Source organism: Paraburkholderia bryophila, from assembly GCF_003269035.1.
GTDB lineage: Bacteria > Pseudomonadota > Gammaproteobacteria > Burkholderiales > Burkholderiaceae > Paraburkholderia > Paraburkholderia bryophila.
In genome coordinates this window covers 117,486-137,927 of the sequence record NZ_QLTK01000017.1, presented here as the reverse complement: position 1 = coordinate 137,927, position 20,442 = coordinate 117,486, and the positions used below count along the sequence as shown (strand labels likewise).

19 protein-coding genes are annotated in these 20,442 nt (G+C 63.2%); 6 read left to right on the top strand and 13 right to left on the bottom strand.

Translation table 11 applies throughout. The features are described 5' to 3' along the window. Positions 1-14 precede the first annotated feature (14 nt). The 7 genes from tssG to BX591_RS22955 all read right to left on the bottom strand — a co-directional run bounded on the left by tssG (position 15) and on the right by BX591_RS22955 (position 6,954). Positions 15-1,124 (bottom strand): type VI secretion system baseplate subunit TssG, encoded by a 1,110-nt coding sequence (gene tssG, locus BX591_RS22985; RefSeq protein ID WP_111933598.1) that lies wholly within the window; start codon positions 1,122-1,124, stop codon positions 15-17. Continuing rightward, entirely contained in the window at positions 1,088-2,923 is a 1,836-nt protein-coding gene (gene tssF / locus BX591_RS22980; protein ID WP_111933597.1) for a type VI secretion system baseplate subunit TssF, read from the bottom strand. The genes tssG and tssF overlap by 37 nt, the downstream gene beginning before the upstream one ends. A gap of 129 nt (positions 2,924-3,052) precedes the next feature. After that, entirely contained in the window at positions 3,053-3,532 is a 480-nt protein-coding gene (gene tssE, locus BX591_RS22975; RefSeq protein ID WP_105509672.1) for a type VI secretion system baseplate subunit TssE, read from the bottom strand. An 85-nt stretch (positions 3,533-3,617) separates the two neighbouring features. Next, positions 3,618-4,121, bottom strand: a complete 504-nt coding sequence (locus BX591_RS22970) for an Hcp family type VI secretion system effector (protein ID WP_111933596.1) — start codon at positions 4,119-4,121, stop codon at positions 3,618-3,620. A gap of 74 nt (positions 4,122-4,195) precedes the next feature. Beyond that, entirely contained in the window at positions 4,196-5,686 is a 1,491-nt protein-coding gene (tssC, locus tag BX591_RS22965) for a type VI secretion system contractile sheath large subunit (protein ID WP_105509671.1), read from the bottom strand. 18 nt (positions 5,687-5,704) lie between these two features. Then, positions 5,705-6,232, bottom strand: coding sequence for a type VI secretion system contractile sheath small subunit (gene tssB, locus BX591_RS22960; protein ID WP_105509670.1), 528 nt, complete (start codon positions 6,230-6,232; stop codon positions 5,705-5,707). Positions 6,233-6,273: 41 nt separating this feature from the next. After that, the gene (locus BX591_RS22955; RefSeq protein ID WP_111933595.1) at positions 6,274-6,954 is read right to left on the bottom strand and encodes a tetratricopeptide repeat protein; all 681 of its coding nucleotides are present in this window, start codon (positions 6,952-6,954) and stop codon (positions 6,274-6,276) included. Positions 6,955-7,315: 361 nt separating this feature from the next. Between BX591_RS22955 and tssJ the strand changes: the two genes are divergently transcribed. The 3 genes from tssJ to BX591_RS22940 all read left to right on the top strand — a co-directional run bounded on the left by tssJ (position 7,316) and on the right by BX591_RS22940 (position 10,173). After that, the gene (gene tssJ, locus BX591_RS22950; protein ID WP_111933619.1) at positions 7,316-7,942 is read left to right on the top strand and encodes a type VI secretion system lipoprotein TssJ; all 627 of its coding nucleotides are present in this window, start codon (positions 7,316-7,318) and stop codon (positions 7,940-7,942) included. A gap of 108 nt (positions 7,943-8,050) precedes the next feature. After that, positions 8,051-9,397 (top strand): type VI secretion system baseplate subunit TssK, encoded by a 1,347-nt coding sequence (gene tssK / locus BX591_RS22945; RefSeq protein ID WP_111933594.1) that lies wholly within the window; start codon positions 8,051-8,053, stop codon positions 9,395-9,397. Beyond that, positions 9,394-10,173 carry a DotU family type IV/VI secretion system protein gene (locus BX591_RS22940; protein ID WP_111933593.1) on the top strand — a complete coding sequence of 260 codons (780 nt, stop codon included), beginning with the start codon at positions 9,394-9,396 and terminating at the stop codon, positions 10,171-10,173. The genes tssK and BX591_RS22940 overlap by 4 nt, the downstream gene beginning before the upstream one ends. Positions 10,174-10,290: 117 nt before the next feature. Here BX591_RS22940 and zwf read toward each other — a convergent pair whose 3' ends face one another. The 4 genes from zwf to BX591_RS22920 form a co-directional block, all read right to left on the bottom strand. Next, complete coding sequence (zwf, locus tag BX591_RS22935) at positions 10,291-11,772, bottom strand: glucose-6-phosphate dehydrogenase (RefSeq protein WP_111933592.1); 1,482 nt, start codon at positions 11,770-11,772, stop codon at positions 10,291-10,293. A 247-nt stretch (positions 11,773-12,019) separates the two neighbouring features. Continuing rightward, on the bottom strand, positions 12,020-12,985 hold the full coding sequence (gene lhpI / locus BX591_RS22930; protein ID WP_111933591.1) for a bifunctional Delta(1)-pyrroline-2-carboxylate/Delta(1)-piperideine-2-carboxylate reductase: 966 nt from the start codon (positions 12,983-12,985) through the stop codon (positions 12,020-12,022). A gap of 138 nt (positions 12,986-13,123) precedes the next feature. Continuing rightward, a complete protein-coding gene (locus BX591_RS22925; RefSeq protein WP_111933590.1) occupies positions 13,124-14,230 on the bottom strand; it encodes a potassium channel family protein in 1,107 nt (368 codons plus the stop codon). A 133-nt stretch (positions 14,231-14,363) separates the two neighbouring features. Continuing rightward, entirely contained in the window at positions 14,364-14,648 is a 285-nt protein-coding gene (locus BX591_RS22920; protein WP_420849405.1) for a hypothetical protein, read from the bottom strand. A gap of 258 nt (positions 14,649-14,906) precedes the next feature. Between BX591_RS22920 and BX591_RS22915 the strand changes: the two genes are divergently transcribed. From BX591_RS22915 to BX591_RS22905, 3 genes are all read left to right on the top strand, one after another. Next, positions 14,907-15,161 carry a helix-turn-helix domain-containing protein gene (locus tag BX591_RS22915; protein ID WP_111933589.1) on the top strand — a complete coding sequence of 85 codons (255 nt, stop codon included), beginning with the start codon at positions 14,907-14,909 and terminating at the stop codon, positions 15,159-15,161. Positions 15,162-15,163: 2 nt separating this feature from the next. Further along, a complete protein-coding gene (locus tag BX591_RS22910) occupies positions 15,164-16,504 on the top strand; it encodes a type II toxin-antitoxin system HipA family toxin (RefSeq protein WP_111933588.1) in 1,341 nt (446 codons plus the stop codon). A gap of 420 nt (positions 16,505-16,924) precedes the next feature. Next, entirely contained in the window at positions 16,925-17,779 is an 855-nt protein-coding gene (locus BX591_RS22905) for a helix-turn-helix domain-containing protein (protein WP_111933587.1), read from the top strand. 96 nt (positions 17,780-17,875) lie between these two features. Here the strand turns inward: BX591_RS22905 and BX591_RS22900 are convergent, their stop codons facing one another. Further along, positions 17,876-19,738, bottom strand: a complete 1,863-nt coding sequence (locus tag BX591_RS22900; RefSeq protein WP_111933586.1) for an ATP-binding response regulator — start codon at positions 19,736-19,738, stop codon at positions 17,876-17,878. Then, entirely contained in the window at positions 19,708-20,292 is a 585-nt protein-coding gene (locus BX591_RS22895; RefSeq protein ID WP_420849404.1) for a putative pterin-binding protein, read from the bottom strand. The genes BX591_RS22900 and BX591_RS22895 overlap by 31 nt, the downstream gene beginning before the upstream one ends. Between the last annotated feature and the right edge of the window lie 150 nt (positions 20,293-20,442).

Below are 20,442 nucleotides of genomic sequence, written 5' to 3'. Positions count from 1 at the left end.
TTCTATCGTTATGGTCAGTGAATCACGTGCAATTCGTAGCGGGCGTCCGTCCGGTCACGGTCGGCTTCCCGCGTGCACAGGAACGCGTCCCAACCGAGACGCGCGCCGTGGCTCAACTGGCTCGGCCCCACTTCCTTGCGGCGCAGCACCAGCGAGACTTCGTATTCCAGGGTGACGCCGGCCAGCAGCGTCAACATGCGCTCCAGCGCGACGGCGCGGTCGGCGCCGGGCAGGAAGGCTTCGTATTCGGCCTTGTCGAGCGGCCCGATCACGAGGCGGGCCCGCATGTCGCGCTGCCAGACGCGTTCGCCCGCCAGCGCGGTGGCGCCCAGCGTGGCGTTGACGCTGCCGAGCACGGTCAGTTGATCGGGCGGCACGTCGTACCATTTGCCGACGAACTGCTCGACCCGCACCCGCACCTTGAAGTACTCGGACAGCGTGCGCTGCAGATACGCCGCCGACACCGGCCGATGCCGCGCGGCCAGCGCGTAGCCGGCGATCGCTTCATCGAACAGCGCGCCCTCGCCGCTTTGCAGGCTGTTGCGCGTGTCGTCGTCGGCAACGCCGGCCAGCGCCAGCAACAGCGGCAGATAGCGTTCGTCACGATCCAGCTCGTAGTGAAACGGCAGGCGGTACTTCTTCCACGCCGCGTAGAACAGCGCGGTGGCGCGGTTCGAAAACACGTCGAAGAATTCACGCGCGGCGCGATCCCGCTTGATATGCTCGCGCGCCACGATCTGCTCGGTGTAATGCAGCGGCAACGCGCCCTGCCCGCCGAGCAGCCCGAAGAACGCCGGCGTGATATCCACCTTCTCCAGCGAGCCATCCGCGAGCGCCTCGCTGCGCTGCGCCTTGTCTTTCAGCGGTGCGCCTTCGCCGCCATAGGACTGCGCGTCGTGAATCTCGCTCGGCGGAAACGACATGGACAGCGTGTTGCGAAACGCAATGCGCTGCGCGACGATTTCGCCGGGACGCAGGTTGCCCGAATTTCCACTGTTTGACGGCGCTCGTTGTGCGAACCACTTCTCGAGAATCCGCACCGCCTGAAAAAATTCGAAGCGATGCGGCTCGTCGAGCAGTTGCTCGACTACGCCAGGATCGACTCGCCGCTGCGCGGTTTGCATCGCAGAATCTCCTCGCCCGTGCGCTTCGACACGACGACCAGTTGCACAAAGCTGTTCAGATGCACGTACAGCCCAAAAAACGTGTCGATGACCCGCACGAACGAAGCGAGACTCGTGCCGACGAAATGTTCTTCGTCGATCGTCAAACGAATCTCGATGCCGCGCACGAAGGTGGCGAACGGCTTGCCGGGCAGCCATTGCACGGCGGCACGCTGTTCGATGCCGACCAGTCCGTCGATATGCCGCGCCGACACCGCCGTGCGCCGCAAATCGTAGAGCACCAGCATTTCCTTCAACGCCGACAGGCCGCTATTGGCAAGCGACACATGATTCAGCGCCAGATGCGAAATCAGCCGCCAGTGCGAGGCGCGCCCGCGCTCGAAACGCACACTCGGCGTAGGCCGGCGCAGCATCGAAATGCTGCCGGTCAGCGAGCCGCCCTCGAGATACAGATCGCCGCCTTCCAGCCCCACCGCGAGGCCCGCGGGCAAGTCGCGATTCGTGCAGGTCAGATCGAGACTCAAGGTATCGGTCTGCGGCGCGGCGGGCTCGAAGTCGATATCGACGATCGAGATTTCCGTCTCGTAGCCGGGGCTTTTCTGCGCGACCCAGTCGTTGCGCCGCGCGAACCAGTAGTGGCCGGCACGCGCCGCTTCGCCGTGATGCAGCGAGTAAAACGGCCGGAACTCGATCACCGATTCCTCGTGCGCCTGCTGCCTGACGAGTTTCACCGAGTCGATCGAATAGACCTCGTAGGCGAAGGCACGGCGCGATTCCGCGATCACGGGATACGAAATCGCCTGATGGCTGATCCGGATCGGCTCGCCGTGCTGCTCGAACAGATTCACCACCGGCGAACAGAACAGCCGGAAATGATGCGCCGACAACGAATCGAGCAGGCGCGCCATGTGCGAATCGCTGCGCACTTCCTTGAGCACCACATGCAGCGTCAGACGCTGGCAGCGGCCGCTGGCGCGCGTCATCGCGGCCAGATCGAAGTCGGCGAAATTGAATTTCTCGGGGAACGCGAAGTATTCGGTCAGCAACCGGTAGGCCGGATGCGATTTGGCCGGATAGTCGATCAGCGCGTCGTCTTCGTCGAAACCGGCCTGCTCGAGCGGTGAAACGCGCAGCGGCGTCCACACGCCGCGCCGGTCGGCTTCCACGTAGGTGGCCATGGCATTGACGAACAGGCAGTCCGACAGCGCCGCGATGAACGACTGCTCGCCGTGCAGATGCGCGCGCAGCGTGCTCAGTTTCAACGCGGCCAGATCGAGCGGCGCGGTGGATTCGAAAGTGATCGACACGATCGCCGTGGCGTTGCCCGGCAGCACGGTCGCGCTCGGCGCCATGGCCACCGACGTGTACTTCGCCTCCGAGATGCGGATCGGCGCCAGCGTGACGTCGTAAGCGGTGCGGAACCGGCATTGCACGCCGCGAATGGGGCGCGACTTCAGTTCGGTGCCGCGTTCGATCAGCACCGGCTCGGTCAGATGGCTGAGTGCCGCCGAGGTGCCCAGTTGCGCGATCGAACACGACGGAAACGGCCTCAGGTAGTGGGGATACAGCACTTCCAGCAGCGCTTCGGTGAATTCGGGGTAATCGTCGTCGAGTTTCTTGTTGATACGCGCGCCCAGCAGCGCGAACGACTCGATCATCCGCTCGACGTGCGGATCCTCGCAGTGCTCGCCGGACATGGCCAGACGCGCCGCGATCTTCGGATAGCGCTCGGCGAAATCGCGCGAATAGCGCCGCAGAAATGATAATTCGCGCTCGTAATACGGCAGCAATTCTTCCATCGATCTATCCCCGGTCCTGAACCTTCCGCGCCCCGTCTCATCTCGCCGTTGCGCGTAACGGCGGCGGCGAGGCGCTACTCAAGATACTGCTAAACACTGATACGGCACACGTGCAGCCGTGCGCAGCGACTACAGCTTCGCGCGAGCGCGCGTCACCGAGTACTGCAAGGTGGACGGCTGCAACATGGCGTCGAAACTCACCGGTTCTTCCGCCGGGTGGACCACCAGCAGCGCCTGAATCGCAAAGTTCAGCGCGTTGGTGGATTGTTCATTCAACTCGAGCGTGACCGCCACCTGCTGCAGGCGCGGCTCATGCCGCGCGATGGCCTGTTGAATCGATTTGCAGATAAACGTGCGGTCGTAATGGCTCGCGAGACTCAGGCCCGCGAAATCGTTCAGCCCATACGTGAGCACCGATTGCTGACATTCCGGCAGCGCCGCGAGCTCATGCTCGGTCAGCGCGATCCGCGTATTCAGGATCGCTTCCACGTCGCGTGCAACCGTGCTCTTCAATTCTTCCAACGACAATTGCCGCATCGCCGGGGACGCCGGCAGATGCGGTTCGTCGTCGAACAGCTTGTCGAGAAAGCTGGGTTCGAAGCGTTTCATCAGAGTCCGAAGAATCCGGCCGATGCGAGGCGCGGTCGGCGCACGCCGGCGTTTTCACACCGTGCATGCCGCCCGCGCCGCGACATCAGACCGCGTACGTCTTGTCGTTCTTCGTCAGGCTCCACGCGCCTTGCGCGTTGCCGCCCTGATTGCCGCCGATCTTTTGCTGCGTGTACTTCCACTGCACGGCTGCGTACTTCAGCGAGAACTGTTCCGACGGCAGGCCTTCACCCACCACGCTCGGCGTGACGCTCGAAATGATCACGTACTTGAGTTTCACTTCCAGGTACTTGATGCGGTTGCCTTCACCATCCGAACGCATGAAGTCGATCGTGACTTCGTCGAACGTCGTGCCGCCCGATGCGTGTTGATAGATCAACGGGCTGACCACGTCGATGTCTTTCGTGAACTGCATGTCCGAATGCTCGCAACGCTCGGACGTGTGACCACCGGCCGTGGAAGCCGTTGCCGAACGCGGTTGCGTAATCGAGTGGCTCCACGAATCAATTTCGATCCAACCAGCGTGATCTTTATCGGCAGACTCGCCTTTGATCGCCGGATTGCCGAATTTTAAATAGATATCCTTCATAACTCATCGACTCCCCAAAGAGGTGGTTTTAACAGCCAACCCGTGCGGCCCGCACGGGTTTTCTGGACTTTCGTTTATGAATTTGCCGGTTTCGGCAGGTCAGCGACAAGCCGCAAAGAGATCGACAGCTCGTCCAGTTGAAAGTGCGGACGCAGGAATGCGACCGAACGATACGCACCAGGCTTGCCCGGAATCTCCGAGACCTGAATCGATGCCTCGCGCAGCGGGAACTGCGCCTTCTGTTCCTGGGTCGCGTTATCGTCGAGCAGCACGTATTGCGAGATCCAACGGTTCAGGAAAACTTCGACGTTCTGCGCCGACGCGAAACTACCGATCTTGTCGCGCATCATCGCCTTCAGGTAGTGCGCGACGCGCGACACCGAGAAGATGTATTGCAACTGCGCGGACAGCACGGCGTTCGCGTTGGCGCTGTCGGTGCTGTACTTCTTCGGCTTCTGCACCGATTGCGCGGCGAAGAACGCGGCGTAGTCCGAGTTCTTGCAGTGCACGAGCGGAATGAAGCCGAGGTCGCTCAGTTCCTTTTCGCGGCGATCGGTAATGGCGATTTCGGTCGGGCATTTCAGCGCGACTTCGCCGTCGTCGGTCTTGAACGTGTGAGTGGGCAGATCTTCGACCAGACCGCCGCCTTCCACGCCACGAATCGCCGCGCACCAGCCGAAGTCGTCGAATGCCGCGGTCAGGCGGGCAGCGAACGCCCACGCCGCGTTACACCACAGGTACTTGCTGTGATCGGTGCCGTCCACTTCCTCGACGAAGTTGAAGCCTTCCGCCGTGGCGCCGTCTTTCGGATTGAACGGCAGACGACCGAGAAAACGCGGCAACGTCAGACCGACGTAGCGCGAGTCTTCAGCGTCGCGGAACGACTTCCACTTGGCGTATTCGACCGTGTCGAACACCTTGCCGAGGTCGCGCGGCTTGCCGAGATCGGCGAAGCTTTCGAGGCCCATCAGTTCGGGCGACGCCGACGCGATGAACGGCGCATGCGCGGCGGCTGCCACGTGCGACATCTGCTCGATGAAGTACATGTCTTCCGGCTGACGCGTCACTTCGAAGTCGCCGATGATCGTGCCGAACGGCGAGCCGCCGAAGGTGCCGAATTCTTCTTCGTAGACCTTCTTGAAGAGCGCGCTCTGATCGAATTCGATCGCGGTCTTGAAGTCGCGCACCAGGTCGCGCTTGGGCGCATGCAGCGCCTTGATCTTGACCGTATTGCCGGTGTTGCTTTCCTTGCACAGGTAGTCGAGACCGCGCCACGTGCTTTCCATGCGCTGGAACTGCGGCGCGTGCATCACCGCGCTCAGTTGCGTGGAAATCAGGCGATCGAGTTCCGCGACGCGTGCGTCGATCGTGGCCGAAAGATTGTCGGACACCACCACCGTGCCGTCGAGCACTTCGCGCACGAGTTCGCCGATCAGGTCTTTCGCCCGCGCGTGCTCGGACTCGGACTTCGCCACGCGGCTTTTCTCGACGATCTGGTCGAGCAGCGTGGATTCCGTGCCGCCTTGCGCGGTGGCGAGTTGGGCTGCTGCCGTTTGCTGGTTCATCTCACACCCCGTACGTACTTATTCGCCCTGCTTGTCGTGGTCTGCCGCGTCGCCCTGGTCTTTCGCGAGGGTCTGCAACTGCTGCGTGTTGTTGAGCACTTCGCTCAGCAGGTCTTCCAGCTTGTCGTTGCCGGCCAGCTTGTTGCGCAGGTCGGCCAGCTTCGAACGTGCTTCGAGCAGGCGGCGCAGCGGCTCGATCTGCGAGACCACTTCGTCCGGATTGAAGTCGGCCATCGACTTGAAGCGCAGGTCGACGGCGAACTTGCCGCCCGCTTCGCTCAGGCGGTTTTCAACCTGGAACGCGGCGCGCGGTTCGATCGCCTTCATCACGTCGTCGAAATTATCGCGATCGATGTTGACGAACTTGCGGTCGCGCAGTTTCGGCTGCTCGACTTCCGACTGCCCGGCCAGATCGGCAACCACCCCGACGACGAACGGCAGTTCCTTGATTTCGATCGCATCGCCGCGTTCGACCTCATAGGTCAATTGAACGCGCGGCGGCCGCACTTTTTGCAAGCGTTTCTGAATGCTTTCTTTCTTCGCCATCGTCGGCTCCCGGATGCGAATGGATCAGGCTGCTACTACGCTCAACGCAACGCGCTGAACGGGTCGGACGCGCCGCCGCTTTGTGCGGCTTTGGCGGGTGCTGCCGGCGCTGCCGGAGCGGCAGGCGCCGCCGGCGTGGCGGCCGGCGCCGCGGCGCCGTTGTTCGCTTCCGCGGCGTCCGCCGGTTTGCCCTTCGGCGCATGGCGCACGTACTTTTTCTTTTTCACCACCGGCTTGTCGCTCGGGTCGGGCGGGAACAGCGTGGCTTCGCCGAGCGTGTCGCGCAGCTGCTTGGCGAGCGCCTGCGCGTCGGACTTCGCGTCACCCGCGAGCGACGCGTCCTGGCGCAATTCGCCGAGCGATTGCGTGGCGACGCGCAAGCCGGCCACCGCCAGCACGCTCTTCGCCTGACGGTCGGTCTGGTCGCGCTGGAGCGCTTCCTGGGCGGCGACGATCGCCTGGCCGTAATGGCCTTGCGTGAACTGGATCTGCGCAATGCGCGACCACGGTTCTTCACGCGTCGGATCGGATTTGGACAATTGCTGATAAAGCGAGATGGCGCGATCCTGATCGCCGCCCTTCGCGACCGTATCGGCGTCCGCGAGTTGCTTATTAAAAGCCTCGGGTGTGGTCGCCACGTTGTTGCCCTGTGTCGCGCAACCGGCCATCACGCCGCATGCCAACACAACCCCAGATAGTTTTACTAACAGACGCTCATTCATCGTTTTTCACCGACGTGCGAATTTTTTAATTCAAGGAGAAACCGGAGTTTTGCTTTGCTTCAAGTGCGCGGGTATAGTACCGGCCAATCTTCGATAATTCAACTTTCGTGTGAAGAAGCATTGCACAAAAAAAAGCATGCGGATCATTTAAACGAAACATGCAGAAATTGTTTCCTGATGCAATAGCACCATTGTTGAAAGCGGAAAAAATTTCCACTGCCCGTCGGCATGCAAGCCGCCAACCGGCAACACATGCGGTTTGCATAAAGCGGCATTGCGTGGATTTGGGTTGTTGCAAATAGCCGGATTGATTTCGTTATTGACGTATTGACGGGGGACGGCGCCAGGCCGGTCGATGTATATGAATTCGCGTTTTGTTCGCCATGCATCGTTATTGATTGCGAGCGCCGCCGTCTGCGCGCTGCTGGGCGGCTGCGCCGCGGCCGTGCCAGCGCTGGGCGCGGCCGCCAACGCGGTGCTGCAGGCCAGCGGCCTCGGCAAGCCGGAGCTGCCGGACGCGCAGAAGCCGCCGCGCAATGTCGGCCTGACCTTATACGCCGCGCCGAATCTGAATGCCGCGACCGACAACCGGCCATTGGCGCTGGTAGTGCGGCTTTACGTGCTGAAAGACCCCACCTCATTCCAGCAGGCGCCATTCGACGCATTTACCGATCCGGGTAAGGAAAAGACTACGCTGGGCGGGGATTTGCTGGGTGTGCGTGAAGTCACGCTGATCCCCGGACAGCGCTACACCGTTACCGAAAAAGTCTCGCGTGAAGCGCAGGCATTCGGTATCGTCGCGCTATTCCGCGACCCGGCCATGCAGCGCTGGAAATTCGCCTTCGATCCGGCGAAGTCGGAGAAATCCGGCATAATGATCGGCCTGCATAACTGTGCAATGACCGTGACCAACGGCACCGTGATCCCGCCGGAACAGGGATTGCCCGAGCAGCCGCTGAATATGCTTTCTTCGGTAAGCTGCGGATAAAGATGCCGCGCAAATACGATTTAACAGTTTTTAGACAATTAACAATGCGGCGCTCGAATCGGTAATGTCCGGGCGCGCCATACGCTGAACGCATATAACAGGTTTGAGATGAGTTATTCCGCAAAAGTGCTCTGGGGGGAAGGCCTGTTTCTGAGGCCTCAGCATTTTCAGCGTCAGGACGCCTATCACGAGGCGCGCCTGTTCGAATCGATCCAGGCGATCCAGCCGTACAACTGGGGCGTGCGCTCGGCGCGCTTCGACCGCGACGCGATCGGCAGCAACGTGCTGCGCCTGAGCGAACTGTCGCTGGTGTTTCCGGACGGCGCGCTCTACTCGGCGCCGCAAGCCGACGATCTGCCGCCGCCCATCGCATTGGACACCTTGCCCGACGGCATCAACGAATTCACGTTTTATCTGGCGCTGCATCCGCTGCGCGAAACCGGCGCGAACTACTCGCAGGACCGCAACGCGGGCTTCGTGTCGCGTTACGTGAGCGAGCAGACGCCGGTGGCCGATCATTTCACCGACGCCGCGGAAGCCGACATTACCTTCCTGAAGACCAGCGTCAAACTCATCGCGCATAGCGAGCCGCGCGACCAGTTGCTGTCGGTGCCGCTCGTGCGCGTGCGCCGCACGGCCACTTCGGGCTTCGAACTCGACGACAGCTTCGTGCCGCCGTGTCTTGCGATCGACGCCTCGCCGGTGCTGCATCAGCGGCTGCGGCAACTGATCGACGCGCTGCAGGCCAAGGTGAACGCGCTGTACGGCTTTCACCGCGAGCCGACCAAGAACATCATCGAATTCCGTTCCGGCGACATCGCGTCGTTCTGGCTGCTGCATACCGCGAGCGCGGCATTCGCGTCGCTCGCGCATCTGTACCAGCATTCGGCGCTGCATCCGGAGCGGCTGTTCCAGGAGTTGCTGCGCCTCGCCGGCCAGTTGATGACGTTTTCGAAGGGCTATGCGCTGTCCGATCTGCCGGCGTACCGGCATGACGATCCGGGCCCGCCGTTCGCGCGTCTCGATACGATCCTGCGCGATCTGCTCGAAACCGTGATCTCCACGCGCTACTTCGCAATCTCGCTCGAAGAAGTACGCCCGTCGTTCCATGCCGGTCGTCTCGACTCGGGCAAGATCGACGACAAGACCCAGTTCTTCATCGCCGTGTCGGCCGACATGCCGACCGCCGAACTCGTCGAAGCCGTGCCCGCGCGCTTCAAGGTCGGCGCGCCGGACGACGTCGACAAGCTGGTGCTCTCGGCCATGCCGGGCGTGCGGCTCGTCTACACGCCGCAGGTGCCACCGGCCATTCCGGTACGGCCGGGCGCTTGCTACTTCTCCTTCGAATCGCGCGGTGCGCTGTATGACCGCATGTTGCAGGCCCAATCGGCAATGATCTACGCGCCGTCGGGCATCAACGATCTTCAACTCGAACTGATCGCCGTCACATCATGAGCTACGCGCCCTCCCTGTTTGGCGGCAGCACGCCTGCCGCAACGCCCGCCCCCGCCAGCGAGCCGAGCTACCAGGTTCGCTCGCTGCTCGATCTGCTGTACGACGGCTTCTTCATGCTGTTCCTGCTGAAGAACGGCCGCGAGCCGGGCGACGCGCATGAGTTCAGTCAGCGCATCCAGCAGTTCCTCGGCGACTTCGAGCGCGGCGCGAAGAAGCTCAACGCGTCGGCGGAAGACGTCTATGCGTCGAAGTTTGCGTTCTGCGCGGCAATCGACGAATCGGTGTTGTCGTCCACCTTCAAGATCCGCACGGAGTGGGAACGCCGGCCGCTGCAATTGACGCTGTTCGGCGAACAGCTGGCCGGTGAAAAGTTCTTTCACTATCTCGAGGAATGTCGCGCGCAAGGCTTGCCACGCCTGCAATCGCTCGAAGTGTTCCACATGTGCCTGCTGCTCGGTTTCCAGGGCAAGTACCTGCTCGAAGGGCCCGAGAAGCTCGCGTATCTGACCGCCCGTATCGGCGACGAAATCGCGCACATGAAGGGCAAGCGCGCGCCGTTCGCGCCGCATTGGCCGCTGCCCGACCAGGTCGCGCACCGGCTCAAGCGTGAGGTGCCGCTGTGGTCGATCGGCGCGGTGTTCGCACTGGTGGGGTTGCTGGCTTATCTGGGGCTGAACACGTATTTGCGCGATCAGACGTTGCGTTCGCTTGCGCCGTACTCGCAGGTGGTGAAGCTCGGCCCGCAATCGGCCACGTTGACGATTTCGTTGCCTTGAGTCGTAGCGGCTGTCGTCGTAGGCGCGCACGACAGCATTCGTTTCAGGCAATAAAAAACGGCCCGCATTCATCATGCGGGCCGTTTTTCCCTGTGCTGCGTGAAACCAGAAAACCGCTTACTGCGACTCTTCCGCCCACACGCCATTTTCGCGCGCCATCAGCGCCGTCGAAGCCGACGGTCCGAACGTGCCCGCCGTATACGAGCGCGGCTTCTCGCCCGACTTGCCCCAACCTTCCAGAATCGGCTCGGCCCAGGCCCAGGCGGCTTCCAGCTCGTCGCGGCGCATGAAGTGCGTGAGGCGGCCGCGAATCACGTCGATCAGCAAACGCTCATACGCTTCCGCGCGGCGCTCGGTGAAGGCCTGCTGCAAATCCAGATTCAGATTCACCGGCAGCATGTGCATGCCGCTGCCCGGCTCTTTCGCGAGCACCTGCAACTGGATCGATTCTTCCGGCTGTAACTGGATCACGAGTTTGTTGCCGTAGTTACGCCCGCCGCTCGGAAAGATCGAGAACGGCAACTCGGAAAACTCGATGACGATCTCCGACACCTTCTTCTGCATGCGTTTGCCGGTACGCAGAAAGAACGGCACGTGAGCCCAGCGCCAGTTGTTGATATGCGCGCGCAACGCGACGAAGGTTTCGGCGCGGCTGCCAGCCGGCACGTTTTCTTCCTCGAGATAGCCCTTCACCGCCTCGCCGTCCACCGCGCCCGCGGTGTATTGGCCGCGCACCGTGTCGCGGGCGATATCCTCGGCGGTCATGGGACGCAGCGAGCGCAGCACCTTGAGTTTTTCGTCGCGGACCGCGTCCGGATCGAGCGAGACAGGCGGTTCCATGGCGACGATGCACAGCAGTTGCAGCAGGTGGTTCTGCACCATGTCGCGCAGCGCGCCGGTCTTGTCATAGAAGCCCGCGCGGGTGCCCACGCCGACCGTCTCCGCCACCGTGATCTGCACGCTCTTGATGTACGGCGCCTGCCACAGCGGCCCGAAAATCGGATTGCCGAAACGCAGCACCATCAGGTTCTGCACGGTTTCCTTGCCGAGGTAGTGGTCGATCCGGTAAATCTGCGCTTCGTTGAAATGCTTGCCGACCGCCGTGTTGATTTCCTGCGCCGACGCCAGGTCGTGGCCCAGCGGCTTTTCGAGCACGACGCGCGAATTGTCGTCGATCAGCCCGGCCGTTGCCAGGTTGTCGCAGATGTTCGTGAACAGATCGGGCGAGGTGGCGAGATAGAACACGCGGCGCACGCCTTCGCGCGAGGTTTGCTTCAGGCGCTGATAGTCGTCGGCCGAGTCCACGTCCATGCGCACGTACTCGAACAGGGCGAGGAATTTGTCCCAGGCGGCGGCGTCGAACGCTTTCTTTTCGATGAACGGCTTCGCCTTCAACTCCATGAATTCGTTGATGTACTCCTCGCGCGACCAGGGCTTGCGGCCGATCGTGAGGATGCGCGTTTCCGGCGGCAGATTGCAGTGCAGATGCGCCATGTAGAGCGCGGGCAGCAGCTTGCGGAACGACAGGTCGCCGGTGCCGCCGAAGATGATCATGTCGAGCGGCAAGTCGGGAGTGGCAGTAGCGTGGTGGGTCGTCATAGCGCGGTCGCAGCGTCGAGAGGGATGAGGCGTCGGTCAAGGGGCAGAAAAAAGCCTGAGGCGAACTGCGAGCACCGGCGGACCGGCACTTTTTTCTGGCAAACGCCTATGGTGCAACGTTTTGAGATTGTTTGCACGGCAACATCTGCCCCAGCTTGGCGCAATATGCCAACCCCACGCGTTAAAGGCCTGTTTTTCAGGCCTTTTTCGCGTTTTCAGGATTTTTGCAGCGGTGCGCGTTGGTGCTTTAAACGCCGGACAACGCCTCGCGCGCCACGCGGCAGGCCGCGAGATCCCAGGCCGCACAGCCGACCGTTTTGAAAACGACCGGCTTTTCCTTTTCCGCCGGCCGGGGCGCCGACTCGTCCACCACCGATGCGATCCCGCGCACCGTCGCCCAATCCACGCCGGCCTGGATGAAATCGCCGGCTTCGTGCTTCGCGCCGGCCGGGTCGTCGACGTAGAGTGCGCTGCCCGCCAGCGTGTGCGCGCCGATTTCGACCATGGCCGGCGTAAAGGCGCCGACGCCGATCACCAGCCGTCCAGCGCGGGCCGCTTCGTCGTAGACCGCCTGCTTGCTGGTGGTCAATGCGATCACGACGTCGATCGAAGCGGGAATCGGTGCGTCGGGTTCCAACAACGGTTGCAACTCGCGGACCTTGCCCTGCAGGTTGCCGCGCGTCGTCTCGCCATATGCGGCGCAAAACGCGGCGGCGCGCGCCGGTGCGCTGCCCTTCACCCAGACGCGCGCGTCCGGATAAAGCTGGCCGATCGCCTCCAGATGGTTGAGCGCCTGCGTGCCGGTGCCGATCAGCAGGAATTCGCGCGGCGTGTTCGCGGCGAGTGTCTCGACGCCCAGCATCGACATTGCCGCCGTGCGACGCCCGGTCACCGTCGGGCCGTCGAGAATGAACAGCGTTTCGCCGGTATCGGCGTCGAAGGCCATCACCTGGCCGTGGATCGTCGGCAACGCGCGCGCGCGGTTGCTCGCGCACACGTTGACCAGTTTATGAATCGCGAGATCGGGCGCGGTGGCCGGCATCGACAGCATGATGCCGCCTGCGTTGAGCGGCACGACGAGCCGTTCGGGGCTCGCGACCCGCTGCTGCGCGTAGTCGAGAGTCGCGCGCTTCAAGGCGTCGACGAGGCTGGCGTAAGGGATGAGTTGCGCGGTGGCGCTGGCGTCGAAAATCTGCGTGGTCGGGCGGGTCATGAGCGGGTGGTTCCAATCCTTGCGAAAGTTTGAATCGGGATTCAGCGCAACGGAAAACCGTCGATCGGTGCAGCGGGTTCAGCAACGTGTCAGTGTGCCCGGCCATAAACCTGCGCGCCGCGCGATCGCTCCGGCCGGCTAGCCGGCGGCGGCCGCTTCGCCCGGATGACGCGACGACTGGATCACCATCAGCAGGTCGCCGGCCTCGATCGGACAAGCCGCGTCTTCGTAGAACGACAACACGCGGCCGGCGCGCACCAGCCCGACCACCACCGCGCCCGGCAGCGCGTTGCTCCAGCGGCCGACTTCCTGCGCGGTCGCCTCGCGTTCGAGCAGATTGACGCGGCCGCGCGTGGACAGCAGGTCGTTGATGAACGGCACGATGTAGTTGCTGACGACCGCATCGGCCAGCAGCAGCCCGCCGATCTTGGTCGACGACACGATCACGTCCGCGCCGGCCTGGCGCAATTGACGCTGATAGGTCTGCTCCTGGATGCGCGCGACGATCTTCGTCTGCGGCGCAATGCTGCGCACGGTCAGCGTGAGCAGGATCGCGACGGCGTCGTCGGCGACGGCAATGACCACCGCCCGGGCGACCCGCACCTGCGCCTGCTGCAACAGATCCTCGCGCGACGGATCGCCGAGCAGCCCCACTACGCCCAGCGCCGTGGCCGCTTCGAGCGCCGCCTGCTGCGGATCGATCACGACGATCGATTCGGCGGCGAACCCGCTTTCCAGCAACTCGCGCACCGCAACCGAACCGCTCAATCCATAGCCGCAGATCACGACGTGGTCGTTGAGTTGTTTTTGCAGGCGTTTCATACGGAATTCCTCGACGACACGTTGAATGACGAACTGATAGGCGGTGCCGAGAAACACGAACCAGATGACGATGCGGATCGGCACGATAAAAAACGCGTCGATAAGCCGCGCGCGAGCGGTGACCGGCACGATGTCGCCATAGCCGACGGTCGCCACGGTGACCATCGTGAAGTACATCAGATCGACGATGCCGAGCACTTTGCGGTTGGCGTCGCGCAGGCCGTCGCGATCGAGATACAGCACGGCGAAGGCCAGTACGCACAGGCCGACGACGAGGTAGACACGGTGCAGCAGCACGCGCTGCGGCGACGCGGCGGGTCGCGTGAACAGCGTGCGCGCGCGCGGCGCCTGCCAGGGCGTGCGGGCACGGCGAGGCAGGCGAAAACGCGGCTGACGTGGCGGCGGGTTCGGCTGGGCGGACACGCGGCGGCTCCGGGAATCGGGAACGACGATTCTACGATGCCCCGGTGCGCGGTGGGGACGGATCGCGGGCGAGCGCGGGTGCAAGCGGCAAAGACTAGCCGCCGGAGCGCCGCGGCGTCACTACATCACTGCGTCACTGCGCGCTGTCTTTCGCGCCGCTCTTCTTGCCGCCCTTGAACATCGCGCGGCAGGCCGGGCTGAGTTCGTCGACGTGCTGCTTCATGCAGGCGGTGATCTTGTCTTCGTTGGGAATCTCGGCGGCGCAGAAATGCATGGCGTCGCCGCGACAGGCCTTGCTCTGTTCGTCGCGGCTGGCAGCGTTCGCCGGGGCGGCGGCCGCGACGGCCAGGAGTCCGGCGGCGCAGAGGGCGTAGAGTCGCAGGATGTTGATTCGCGGGGCGTGGGTTCGATTCATCATGTCAGATCCGTATCGCAAAGGTCGGTGACACGCTATCAGCAGAAAACGGGCCCGATCATGGCGCGCGCCGGTCGAGCGGCCGACCGCCGGAACGGGAAAGCAGAATGGCGGAATGGCCACACGCGCCGATTATTCGTCACGCAAATATTTGGCTTTTATTCGCCAGACAGATATTTGGCAAATATTCGTCTCACGCATATTTGCCAAATATTCGTGAGACGCATAAACTACATTTATTCGTCTCACGGATAATTTGCCATGCTCCACTTCATCGCCAAACCGGACCAGATGGCCCAACTGCTTGCCGCCAGCCGTCGGCAAGCCGGCCTCACGCAGGCCGACGCGGCGGCGCGAGTCGGCATTAGCCAGAGCCGCCTTTCGGCATTGGAAACGGACGCCGCCGCGCTCACTCTCGAACAATTGCTGGCGCTCTGCGGCGTCTATGGTCTGCAATTGCAACTCAGCGACAAAACCCCACCGGCGTTCGAGCCGGTGCCGCTGGTCGAGTGGTGAGCATGGGCCGTCGAACCTATACACGCGCGTTGTCCGTGTGGGCCAATGGCGAGCGCATCGGCGTCTGGCGCCTGCCGACACGCGGCGCGATGGAGTTCGAGTACGACCCGGCGTGGGTCGCCTCACCCTCCGGCCGCCCGTTGTCGCTGTCGTTGCTCTTCCTGCCCGGCAACCTGCCGCTCAGAGGCCCGCGCGTCCTCAACTATTTCGACAACCTGTTGCCCGATAGCGAGGCGATCAGAAAGCGCATTGCCCAGCGCTATCGAACCGACACGCTGGACGCCTTCGACCTGCTGCAAGCCATCGGCCGCGATTGCGTGGGCGCCGTGCAGTTGCTCGCCGAAGACGACACGCCCGGCGGCGTCGAGCGGATCGAGGGCACGCCGTTGTCGGACGCCGAGATCGAGGCCATGCTGGCGCGCACGGTAAGCAATACCTCAGCCGGCACCGCCGACGAAACCGACGACTTCCGCATCTCGCTCGCCGGCGCGCAGGAGAAGACCGCCCTGCTCTGGCACGACGGCAAATGGCAGCGGCCGCACGGCGCCACGCCCACCACGCATATTTTCAAGCTGCCGCTCGGATTGGTCGGCAACAAGCTTGCCGATCTCAGCACGTCGGTGGAAAACGAGTGGCTCTGTTTGCGAATTCTGCGCGCCTACGGACTGCCGGTCGCCAACGCGGACATCACGACCTTCGGCAAGCAGCGGGTACTGAGCGTCGAACGCTTCGACCGGCAGCCGCATTCGAGCGGGCAATGGCTGCTGCGCCTGCCGCAGGAGGACTTTTGCCAGGTCTACGGCTTGCCGTCGCATCGCAAGTACGAAAACGACGGCGGCCCGGGTGTACTCGACCTCGCGCGCATTCTGCAGCAATCGGTCACGCCTTCGCAGGACATCGAAACGCTGCTGGCCAGCCAGATTCTGTTCTGGATGCTGGCCGCGCCGGACGGCCACGCCAAGAACTTCAGCATTCGCCTGCTGGCAGGCGGCCAGTACCGGCTCACGCCGCTTTACGACGTGATGTCGATCTGGCCGGTGGAAGGCAACGGCCCGAACCAGTGGTCGTGGTACAAGGCCCGGCTCGCCATGGCCATGTGGTCGCGCAACAAACACGACTCGTTTCGCGACGTGCAGCGGCGCCACTTCAACACCATGGCGCTGAAATGCTCGTACGGCGCGGACGCCGAGCCGCTGATCCAGCGCCTGATCGCACAGACGCCGGAGGTGATCGAGCGGGTCTCGGCCGAGTTGCCCGAACGCTTTCCCGCCAAGGTTGCCGAGCGAATCTTCAAAGGCCTGAAAAGCTCGGCGGCCAAGCTCGAGAAGATGCCGGCGACATAAACCGGTGGGACGCTGTCCGTGCGGCGCAAGTTGGCATAAATTGGCGAGAGGTGGCGTGCGTACCGTGCCCCGCGAGTCAGACCTTGCCGCGCGCCATTTCGCGCCGTATACCCCATGCAGATCACGCCAATGCCACGCCCAAAAAGGTATCCGAGTTATTTCTCCAAGACCGCGGAACGGTTTAATCGGTAAAATGAACTTGATTCATATTGCATAAAACAGCCGTTGTACCGATCCGTTTCGATTCGCACGCAGACGGACTTTCCAGCGGCCACACAAAAACACAGACCGCGAAACTTTTTGCGGTACATTTGCTGTCCCTCGGGCGAACGGGTCCATGCACGCTGAATGTGCACGGCCACCGGGCGCCTCTCGGGCCGCACTCCACAGCACCCTTCAAGACGGGGATTCTCACGCAGTATGGCCAACGAAACACACTCACCTGACTCCATCGCAGTCGCCGAGCGCGTGCGCGAGTTGATGAGCCGTCACGGAATCGGCAAGCGCCAGCAAACCACGGAGCTGTGCCGGATTCTCGATCTGAGTTTTTCCCAGGGGCACCGCAAGCTACGCGGCAACAGTCCCTGGACCTTGTCGCAGATCAAGAAAGTCGCCGAGGTGTACGGCGAACCGGCTGCGCAACTGTTCGGCGCGCAATCGCTCGATCCGGGCATGGTCGGCGCGATCGCCCAGGAAGCCATCTTCAGCATCGGCGCGATCGAACTGGCGTGCACCGCCTGGGTGGGCGCCGCGCTCGAAGCGGGTAGCCGCCCGGAATTCGTCGCCTACTCGCGCCTGGGCCAATGGCGCGTGGCACGACACGACGGCACGCTGTATCAAAGCGCGTACGAAGTCCACAAGATCGAGATCTACCCACGCCGCGCCGAAACCGACAAACCGGCCATCGCGGTGGTCGACGACGATCAGGCCAGCGCCGACAACCTGCGCGACTATCTGGAGCGCAGCGGCTTCACGGCGGTCGCGATCTACGGACTCGCGGCGTTCAACGAACAACTGCAAACACAGGTGTTCGACGGCGTGGTGATCGACTGGCTGTTCGGCTCGCAGACTTCGGCGGCGGCGATTCGCGCGATACGCGCGTCGGAAAATCCGGACGCGCCGATCTTCGTGCTGACCGGCGAGTTGCTGACCGGCAAGGCCAGCGAGTCGGAGATCAGCCAGGTGATCCGCAATTACGACGTTGCGTGCTACGAAAAGCCCGCGCGCATGGCGATCCTGGTCGCCGACCTGTCCAAGCGGCTTAATCGGCCGTAACCGCCCGTAGCGTCGAACACGCCGCCAGTCGGCCGAAGGTGCGTACTCAGGTTGAGTCCACCTGCAATCTGAACTACGCGCGCCGGCAGCGCCGCTTCACACCGGATGCCGCGACGCCAGGGCCCGCTGCAACGCGTTGCGCAACTCTTCGTAATGTACCGGCTTTAATAACGCTTCGAAGAACGGCTGCGCGCCGGATTTTCCCTCTGCGTCTTCTCCTGCTTTTCCTGTTTCTCCCGGCTCCGGCGCATACGCGCTGACCACGATCACCGGCACCCCCGACGACGGTCCACTCCTCCCGGCAAAGTCCGCCAGAAACGTGTAGCCGTCGCGCTCCGGCATATGCAGATCGAGCAGCACCACGTCGCAGCGGCGTGCGTCGAGCCAGGCGAGCGCGGCGTCGGCGTTGCCGACCGCGTGCGCGTCGAACTCCATATGCGCGACCATTTCGCTGAGCGACTCGCGAATCAGCCGGTTGTCGTCGACGATCAGCACGCAGGGTCGCGCGCCGCCCGGCCCGGTCTGCGCCGGCGCGCCGGGCGGCTCGGCCGCGGCCACCGGCGCGACCGGAATCGTCACGGTGAAGGTGGTGCCCTCGCCGACCGTACTCGCCACGTCGACGGTGCCGCCAAACAGTTTCACCAGCCCCTGCACGATGGTCAGCCCCATGCCCGCCCCTTCGAAGCGGCGTGTGCGCGAGCCGTCCAGTTGCGTGAACTCCTGGAAGATCAGCGGAATCTGCGCATGCGGCACACCCGGCCCGGTATCGCTGACGACGAAGATCAGCACCGCCGGCCGCCGCTTCAATTGCACCCGCACCGTGCCGCTCTCGGTATAGCGGATCGCGTTGGTGACCAGGTTGTTGACGATCTGGCGGATACGATGCGGATCGGAATCGACCAGACCGCTCATGCCGCTCACCTCGCTTTCGAGCCGCAGGCCGCGCGCCTCGGCCGCCATCGCATGCTCGTCGATAATCGACGCCAGCAGGTCGCGCGGCTCGAAATGCTCGTGCCGCAATTCGAGCTTGCCGGCGCCCAGGCGCGCGTAGTCGGTGAGGTCTTTCATTTGCGCTTCGAGATGCCGTCCCGCGGTTTCGAGCCGCTGGATTACCTTACGATCGGCCTCGGAGTGATAGTTGAAACCCAGCAGTTCGATCGAGGAAACGATCGCATGCAACGGCGTGCGCAGTTCGTGGCTGATCATGCCGAGGAACGCGTCCTTGGCGAGACTCGCCTCGCGCGCCGCGCGGCTCGCCTGGTGTTCCGCCTCGAGCGCCGCGTGCTGCTGAAGCATCAGACGCGTGCGGCGCCGGCCGTTGAGCACCAGTAACAACGTTGCCGCCGCCGACAGCAACAGCAGCAACAGCCCGCCCGCGAACAGCATGCGGCGTTTGTCGATGAAGTCGCGGTTCATGGCTTCGCGATCGGCGACGTCGGCGAAGCGGCGGCTCAGTGCGAGATCGTTGACCTCGTTCCAATGCTCGCGCAATTCGGCGACGATCTGATTGGCCTGGGCGCGGTCCGTCTGCAGCGCCTCGACTTCGGGCTGGAAGTCGGCGAGCACATGATCGAGCGATCTGATTTCGTCGAGCTGGCGTTGCAGCAGCGTCAGTTGCGTGGTCAGCCTGCGCGTCGAGCCGGCCATGACGTGCAGCTTCGATTGCAGCAACTGATAACGCAGCACCAGCCGCTGATAGTCGTCGTCGACACCCGATTGATACAGCAGCAACTGATTCTCGAAACGCGCGTAGGCGATTTGCAGTTGCGCGGCGTCCCAGTAGAAACCGTCGTACGTGCCGGTCAATTGCTCGGTGGTCCGCGGGTTCAGCAGGTTCGCGTACAGCAGATAGCCGATCGCGCCGGCCGGCGCCGCGAGCGCGGTCAACCAGATCAGCACGTAAAGAACACGGCGCCACGGACGGCGCACTATTTGACGATGAGTGCCTTGATCTGCCATACGAATTTCGAATCGCCCGAGGCGCCCGTGAGTTCATCGGGAAACGCATCGCGCGGATAGATGAGAAACAGCGGCCCGAAGTCGCTGATCTTCAGGCGCCGGCCGTTCATGCTGTATGCAACGACCACGCCGTAGCGATCGCAGTCGGACACCGGCACGCTGTAGGTGTAGTCGTCGAGCGTATGGATTTCGACTTCGCTGCCGCTCGCGCCGACCGTCTTCAGAATATCCGCCAGCAACGGTCCTGTGAAGGTGGAGCGCGGCGTCCATGTGGTGGCGGTGGTGATCGAGTGGACCGGCAACGCGAGCAGTTGCGCCTCCGTGAAGTGATACACGCGGTGCGCGGCATCGGTAGTCTTGCCGATCTTGCCCGTCACGTCGAGCGCTAAAGGCACCGGCGGCGCGGATGGCGCGGACGCCGGTTGCGCGTGCACACCTGCCGCGTTCAGCGCGAACATCAAGCCGGCTGCCCAGCACGCGCCAATGCGTGCGACGCAATGTCTGTTTCCGTGGACGGCGGTTCTACCCTGCGCCGTTGCGATCGCCTTGGTCATCTGTTTTTCTATTCCGTTATCTGTTTTCTTGCGAGCGGCAGTCGGCAACCGGCCGCCCTTCTGCCCGGTGTGGCCGCACCCTCGCGACATGCCCCACCGGCGACGCGCGTCACCCCGACGCGCGATCTTTGAACCGCATGCATAATATCG